General features: G+C 77.2%; 4 protein-coding genes and 3 tRNA genes. 3 read left to right on the top strand and 4 right to left on the bottom strand.

The genetic code is table 11. The features are described from left to right. Positions 1–2347, bottom strand: a 2347-nt coding sequence (locus tag ABZ641_RS20620; RefSeq protein ID WP_359983683.1) for an Ig-like domain-containing protein, incomplete at its 3' end; no start/stop codon positions are given. Between the two features lie 285 nt (positions 2348–2632). On the opposite strand from ABZ641_RS20620, the gene ABZ641_RS20615 reads away from it, so the two are divergent. Both ABZ641_RS20615 and ABZ641_RS20610 read left to right on the top strand, forming a co-directional pair. Continuing rightward, a complete protein-coding gene (locus tag ABZ641_RS20615; protein WP_359983680.1) occupies positions 2633–3061 on the top strand; it encodes a globin family protein in 429 nt (142 codons plus the stop codon). 10 nt (positions 3062–3071) lie between these two features. Next, positions 3072–4271 carry a globin domain-containing protein gene (locus ABZ641_RS20610; protein ID WP_359983677.1) on the top strand — a complete coding sequence of 400 codons (1200 nt, stop codon included), beginning with the start codon at positions 3072–3074 and terminating at the stop codon, positions 4269–4271. 63 nt (positions 4272–4334) lie between these two features. Here the strand turns inward: ABZ641_RS20610 and ABZ641_RS20605 are convergent. From ABZ641_RS20605 to ABZ641_RS20595, 3 genes are all read right to left on the bottom strand, one after another. After that, a tRNA-Arg gene (locus tag ABZ641_RS20605) sits at positions 4335–4410 on the bottom strand. Positions 4411–4446: 36 nt separating this feature from the next. Then, positions 4447–4522 (bottom strand) — tRNA-Arg (locus tag ABZ641_RS20600). Between the two features lie 239 nt (positions 4523–4761). Further along, a tRNA-Ser gene (locus ABZ641_RS20595) sits at positions 4762–4852 on the bottom strand. A 232-nt stretch (positions 4853–5084) separates the two neighbouring features. On the opposite strand from ABZ641_RS20595, the gene ABZ641_RS20590 reads away from it, so the two are divergent. Continuing rightward, a partial coding sequence (locus ABZ641_RS20590; RefSeq protein ID WP_359983674.1) for a PAS domain-containing protein occupies positions 5085–7524 on the top strand: 2440 nt, incomplete at its 3' end.

Below are 7524 nucleotides of genomic sequence, written 5' to 3'. Positions count from 1 at the left end.
GGGTGCCGGCGGCGGGCGGCGAAGCGGCCGGCGGGCTCGCCGGCTGCGGGCTCGCCGGCTGCGGGGACGCGGCGCCGGGCGACGGCGGTACGGACGGGTCGGCGGCCCCGGGCGACGGTGCGGGCTCCGCCGCGACCTGCACGGTCACCGGCTCGCCGGCGGTGCTGTTCCCTGCACGGTCGGTGGCGGTGGCGACCAGTACCCGTTCGCCGTCCGGCGCCGCACGCCCGGCGGTGCAGGACCAGACGCCGTCCGCACCGGCGACCCCGCTGCACAGGGCGATCCGCTCGCCTCCGCCCGCCTTCGGGCCGGCGGTGACGGTGACGGTGGCCGCGGCCTCCGCCCGCCCGGCGAACCGCGGGCGGGACTCGACGGCGGCGCCGGCCTTCGGCACCTCCAGGAGGGGGCGGGCGGGTGCGACGGTGTCCACGGTGAGCGCCGTCTCGGTGCCGCGGGCGGTGTTCCCCGCCGCGTCGGCCGCGGTTCCGGTCAGCCGGTGGACGCCGTCGTCGAGGCTCTCCACCGGCAGGCAGGACCAGGTGCCGTCCGGCCCGACGCCGGTGCTGCAGAGCTCGCCCGCGGCCCGCGGGGTCCTTCCGGCCTCGGTGACCGAGACGGTGCTGCCGGGCTCGCCGGTGCCGGTGACGAGCAGGCCGGGGTCGTTGGTGAATGCGGGCAGCGTGAGCGCGGGGGCCGCCGGCGGAGCGGTCTTGACGGTCAGCCGGACGGCTTCGCTGCGGAGCGCGGCGCCGGCGCGCGTGGTCGCCACCGCGGTCAGCGTGTGCTCGCCGTCGGCCAGCGCCTGTCCGGGGCGGCAGTTCCAGCCGCCGTCCTGGGCGGTCGCGGCCGTGCAGAGGGTGCGGTCGCCCTCGGCGACGGCCACGCTCGCCCCGGCGGGGGCGGTGCCGGCCACCTGCGGCCGGACCTCGGCGGTGACGGTGCCGTCGACCGGCGCGGAGAGCTCGGGGCGGGCGGAGCCTGCGGCGAGCCGGATGCGCTGGTCGACGACCTGTCCGGAGTCGGCGAAGCCGCCCGCGGTGACGAGTTGTGAGGCGTCCCGGGCGAGCCGCAGCCGGGCCCAGGTCTCCCCGGCGACCACCTTGCCGGTGACCGCCCACTCCAGGCGGGCGGTGGTGGCGCCCTGCGGGACCTCCGCCTGCACCCGCTCCAGGGGGTCGAAGCGGCCGTTGCGGTCGAAGTCGACCCAGCCGGCCAGGACGGCCGGACCGGCGCCGGGTGCGACGGGCACGTCGACCCGGTAGTAGTCGCCGGTCGCGGCCTCGGCCGGGAAGGCGAGGGTCGGGTCGGCGCCCGGGTACTCGCCACGGCCCGGGCCGGTGCGCGGCGGGACGGGGCTGGCCCAGAGGCTGCGCGGCCCGGAGGGGAGGAGTTCCACCAGGGGGCGGGTGGGTGCCGCCGGCTCCTCCACCGCCCCGGGTGCGCCGTCACCCGACACCGCGGCCCCCGGTGCCGCGCCCGGCGGCGTGCCGCCCGGGCCGGGCACCAGCGGCCGGGCGGCGGTCGCCGCGGCGGAGCGCTCGCGGTGCCGCTCGTCGGTCGCGTCCCGGCCGAGCCAGAGGTCGGAGAGCAGGTGGGAGGCATTGCCGTAGCCCTGGGGCGCGGTGCCGAGCGACTCGTCGAGGGTGACCGACCAGGAGGTGTGCAGCGCGGGCGGCGGGGTGGTGGAGCCGTCCCGGGCGGTGGTCCGCCGTTCCAGGCGGAGGGTGGCGGTGCCGACGGTCCCGGTCAGTTCGAGGGTGCCGGCGCCGTCGGCGGCGGTGTCGGCCTGCCCGTCGGCGGGCGGGGCGAGTTCGTCGCCCGCCGCCGTCCAGCCCGTCCAGGGGGTGCGGCCGGCCAGGGTGGGGGTGGCGGGGGTGCCGCCGGTGGCGGTGAGCCGGACGGCGGTCGCGGTCGTGCCCGTGGCCGCGGTGGCCCGGGCGGCGAGGCCGCCGACGTGCAGCCGGGGATTGCGCATCGGCCGGGAGAAGGCGATCCGCAGCGTGCCGAGGGTGCGCCAGGAACCGTCCGCGGCGGTGCGGTCGGCGCCGATGTCGACGGTCTCGGCGGGGTCGCCGGGGTGCATCCCGTCCGCGTACACCGCGGCGTTCCCGGCCGGGCCGGCGAGGGTTCCGGGGGCCGCGGTGGCGGTGATGCCGGGGAGGGGTGAGAAGTCCAGCCGGACGGTGAGGCCGGAGGGCAGCGCCGCGGTGCGGTCCTGGTTCCAGGCGGCGGGGCTCTGCTGGGCCGGGGCCGGGGAGGCGAGTGCGGCGGGCAGCAGCAGTCCGGTGGCCGCCGCGGCCGCCAGGGCCCGGCGGGCGGGGGACGTCGGGCGGAACCGTCGGTTCATCCGGCGCTCCTTCGCTGCCGTGGCCGGGCCGCAGCCGGAGATGACGCGGCCATAACATCCGACAAAAGCGAAGCACGTCCGACGGTCCGTCAAGATCCGACACTCGTGGGCGCGTCCCGAGGTGCACCCGATTGGTCGCCGCTCCCCCGCGGCCCCCGCCGGCACCGGCCGGACGGGCGGTTTTCCGCCACGGCGGCCGGATCCCGATCCGGTTTCCTCGGGCTTTCCGATCACCTTCCGAGGCACCCTGTTCGACATGACGGGCCGTCAGTAGAGTCGGCGCACGTGAGCATCGACCCCATACTCGTGAAGAGCAGTTTCGCCGCCGTCGAGCCCCACGGGACCGAGGTGACGGCCTGGTTCTACCAGCACCTGTTCGAACACCACCCGGACGTCCGGGTGCTGTTCGCCGAGCACCTGGACGACCAGCAGGACCGGCTGTTCGCCGCCCTCGGCGCCCTGGTCGAGCACTTGGAGGACACCGACACCCTGGTCGGCATCCTCACCGACCTCGGCCGCCGGCACGCCGGCTACGGCGCCCTGCCGGAGCACTTCCCGGCGGTGGGCGTCAGCCTGCTCGCCACCCTGCGGCACTTCGCCGGCGACGCCTGGTCGCCGCAGGCGGAGGCGGCCTGGGCGGCGGTCTACGGCGTGGTCGCGGACACCATGGGCCGGGCACTGGTGGCCGCGGGTCCGGCCGGGGCGGACGGGTGAGGACGCTCCGGTGGCCTTCGACCCCGCGGTCCTGCGGGCCGGCCTCGCGGTGGTCGAACGCCGCGCCGACCAGCTGACCGCCTACTTCTACGCCCACCTGTTCGCCCACAACCCCGGCGTCCGCGCGATGTTCCCCGAGCGGATGGAGGAGCAGCGCGACCGGCTGCTCGCCGCGATCACCCACCTGGTCCAGCGGCTGGACGACCCCGAGCGGCTCGCCGGCTACCTCGCCGCCCTCGGCCGCGACCACCGCAAGTTCGGCGCCCGGCCCGAGCACTACCCGGCCGTGGGGGCCAGCCTGCTCGCCACCCTGCAGCGGTTCGCCGGGAACGCCTGGAGCGAAGAACAGGAGAAGGCCTGGACCGAGGCGTGGACGGTGATCTCCCGGGCGATGGTCGACGCCGCCGCGGCCGTCCCCGCCGGGACGCCGGCCTGCTGGCAGGCCGAGGTGGTGCGGCGGCACCCCGCCGCCCCGGACGTGACGGTGCTCACCCTCGCGCCCGACCGGCCCTACCCGTTCACCCCCGGCCAGTACCTCACCCTCTGCTCCCCGCGGGTGCCGCAGGTCTGGCGCCCGTTCTCGATCGGCTGCGCGCCGCGGCCCGACGGCACCCTCGACGTGCACGTCCGCCGGGTGCCGGACGGTCTGCTCTCCCCCGTCCTGGTCGACGCGGTGCGGCCGGGCGAGCGGCTGCGGCTCGGGCCGCCGCTCGGCACCGCGGTGCTCGACCCGGCGTCCCGGCGCCCGCTGCTGGCCGTCGCGGGCGGCACCGGCTGGGCCCAGGTCAAGGCGGTGGTCGAGGAGCTCGCCCGGGCGGGCACCCGGCCGGCCACCGTCCTGCTCGGCGCCCGGAGCGACGCCGACCACTACGACCTCGACGCGGTGCGCGCCCTGGTCGAGCGGTACGCCCGGCTGGAGGTGGTGCTCGCCGCTCCCGCGGACGGGGCCGGCCGCGCCGAGGCGGTGGCGCTGCTGCACGCGGGCCTCGGCCGGCTCGGCGACTGCGCGGGCCGGGACGTGCTGCTGAGCGGCCCGCCCGACCTGGCACCCGCGGTGGCCGCCCGGCTGGCCGCCCTGGGCGCGGACCCCTCGCTCGTCCGCCACGACCCGGTGCCGCGGACCCTGGACCGCAGCCGGCCGGCGACGGCGGCGGAACGCTTCCTGCAGCCGCGGGACGTCGCCTGGATCAACCGCACCGAACTGGCCTGAGCCGCCCCGGCCGGGCGGTGACGGCAACGACGAAGGCCCCGGACGGAGTCCGGGGCCTTCGGGTGGTGCGCTCAGCAGGATTCGAACCTGCAACCTCTTGATCCGTAGTCAAGTGCTCTATCCGTTGAGCTATGAGCGCCTGGGCGATCCCCTGGAGGACCGCTGCGGCGAGTTGTGGTGCGCTCAGCAGGATTCGAACCTGCAACCTCTTGATCCGTAGTCAAGTGCTCTATCCGTTGAGCTATGAGCGCTCGCCCTGGCGGCTGGCCTCCGGGGCGGTGCGGGGACAACATTACATGACCGTCGACCGGGGGTGAAATCGATTGATCCCGGGCGCCCGCGGCGCCTCCCCGGGCCCTTCCGGAACCGGCCGCGGACGGCCCCGGGGGCGCCCCTCGGCCCGACCCCGGGCCAACCCCGGAGCGACCCCGGGCAGTCCCCGGACAAGCAGAGAGCCCCGCGGGCTGTTGCCGACGGGGCTCTCACGAGGCGGAGGCTGAGGGATTTGAACCCTCGATGGGCTTTAAGGCCCAAACCGCATTAGCAGTGCGGCGCCATAGACCGGACTAGGCGAAGCCTCCTCCACCCGGACCACGACCGGAACCCCGGACGCACTCCGTGCGCAAGTGATGATGCCACAGCCCACGGGCCCGACACCAACCACCGACAACGTTACTAGGCGGGTCGTCCACAGCGCAAAGAACAATGAGATACTGCCGGGGCCCGAGGAGAGCGCGAGCCGCGAGCGCCCGCCGTGACAACCAGCCGGCGAGCCCCGCCGACGTGGCCCAAGCCGTGAGGAGACCTGTCGACGTGAGCAGCAGGCCGACCCGAGGCGCTGCTCGCCTCGCCGCGATACTCGACGCACTGCCCGACGCGCTGCTGCTGGTGAACAGCAACGGCACCGTGGTGGACGCGAACAAGGCCGCAGTGGAGGCGCTGCAGGCCCCCGGTACCTCCCTGGTCGGGCGGGGCGTGCTCGACCTCCTGCCGGAGTTCGACCCCAGCCGGATCCCCGGTTCGATGCGCCCGGCCACCACCGAGGCGGAGGGCCTGGACAGGCCCGTCCGGATGACCGCCCGGCGCACCGACGGCGGGACCTTCCCGGTCGAGGTGTCCGGCAACGACTTCACCGACGACGGTGCCGCCGCCGAGGGCCGCGGCTACGTCCCCTACGACCCGTACCGCGAGGGCTCGGGGCAGGACCTGCTGCTGCTGCTCGTCCGCGACCTGTCCGGGCGCCTCGGCGTGGAGGCGGAGCTGCGGCGGCAGCACAAGCAGACCGAGATGATCCTGCGGGCGGCCGCGGAGGGCGTGCTCGGCGTCGACCTCGACGGCCGGGTGGTGCTGGTCAACCCGGCGGCGGCGCACATCCTCGACTACCGGGCCAGCGAGCTGGGCGGCCGTGAGCTGCACCCGCTGGTCCAGCACTCCCAGGCGGACGGCACCCCGCTCGCCCAGGAGGGCTCCGCCCTGATGGACACCCTGCTGTCCGGGCGCAAGCACCGGGTGCGCGGCGCCGTGCTGTGGCGCAAGGACGGCAGGCCGGTCACCGTCGACCTCACCACCGCCCCCGTCCGGGACGGCGAGCAGCTGGTCGGCGCGGTGATGACGTTCACCGACCGGACGAAGGAGCTCGCGCTCGTCGCCCGCAACGAGCACCTCACCGCCGTCCTGGAGACGGAGCTCGGCGACGCGCTCACCGCGCTGCACCGCCGGATCGACGCACTCGCCGCGGACCCGGCCGGGCAGCTGTGGCCGGAGGCCAACTGGACGCTGCGCCGGCTCGCCGACGAGTGCCGCCGGTTCGGCACCCTGATCGAGGGGGTGCTCGCCCACCAGGCCTTCGAGGCCGACGCGGAGAGCGGGCGCAAGCAGCTCAAGCGCAAGCCGGTCGGGCTGGACGCGGTCGTCCAGCGTGCCGTGGAGCACGCCGGCGAGCTGGTCGGCCCCGGGCGGGTGCGCTACTCGGTGCACGCGGCCGCGGTGGACGTGACCGCCGACCGGGAGCGGCTGGCCCGCGCCCTCGCCCACCTGGTGGCCGACGTCAGCGGCATCACGCCGTCGCTGGACGCGCCCGGGACGGGCGCGTCGCCCACCCTCGGCGTGCCCGCCCTGCCGCCGGTCGGCGGGGAGGCCCCGATGGTGGTGGTCGCGGCCGCGCAGCGCGGCGAGGTCGCCCGGATCGAGGTCCGCGGACCGGCCCGGCAGTCCAGCCCCGTCCACCTGCCGATCGCCCGCGGCACGGTCGAGCGGCACGGCGGCGTCCTGCAGCGGCACGAACTGCCCGCCGGCGCGGGGACGACGTACGTGGTCGAGCTGCCGCTCGACCCGGCGGCGGCCCGGGCGGCGGCCGGCCGGCCGAGCGTGCCCAAGGAGACCGACACCGCGATGCTGCCGGACCTCCCCGAGGTGCGGCCGGCCGAGCGGCGGGAGAACGGCCAGGCCGGGCCGGTCGGGCGCGGCTCGCAGGAGCCCGCCGACCACGACCGCAGCGGGCCCGTCCCGCTCGGACCGATGGCGGTCGCCCCGGCCGAGCAGGCTCCGGAGCGTCCCGACCGGGTCGGCGAGGGCGACACCCCGCCGGCCGGCGTGCCGGTGGACGCGGCCGCCCGCCCGGCGGCTGACGGCTCGTCGGATGCCGTGCCCGCCGAGGAGTCCCGGCCGTCCCGGCGGCGGCGCCGGGCCGCGGCCGACGAGACCCCGGCCGGCGCGATCGCCCTGCCCGGGGTGCCGGAGCCCGGCATGCCGGTCTACCCGGGTCTGGAGAACGCCCTGCCGGCCGGCCCGCCCGTCCAGGCCGCGCCGCCCGTACAGCCGACCGGCCGCCGCCGGCGGCTCGCGGTGCCCGCCGAGCCGGAGCCGGCCGTGGCCGACGCCGCCCCGCAGCAGCAGTCCGCGGACGCCCTGCCGGTGCCGGCCGCCGCCGCACCGGCCACGGGTGCGGAGCTCGAACCGGTGCGCCCGGCCGTGCCCGAGCCCGCCGTCCCCGTCCCGGCGCAGCCGCAGCCGGTCGGCACCGGCCTGGGCGAGCTGAGCCCGCCGCGGCCGCTGCAGAGCGCCTTCGCCGCGGCCTTCCCCAGTGCCTTCCCGCAGCCGGAGGCCGCCGTGAACGGCAGCCGGTCCGGTGCCCCCGAGCTGCCGGCGCTGCCCGCGCCGTCTCGGGATTCTGGAACTCCTCCAGGTACTTCACTTGGTCTCCGCCTCCTTCGGGGCGCCCGCGGCCGCCTCCCACGGGTCGCCGAACTCCTCC

The organism is Kitasatospora sp. NPDC007106 (assembly GCF_040634455.1).
Taxonomy (GTDB): domain Bacteria; phylum Actinomycetota; class Actinomycetes; order Streptomycetales; family Streptomycetaceae; genus Kitasatospora; species Kitasatospora arboriphila.
The sequence above is the reverse complement of the archived record's forward strand: the minus strand, read 5'-3'. Positions and strand labels throughout refer to the sequence as shown.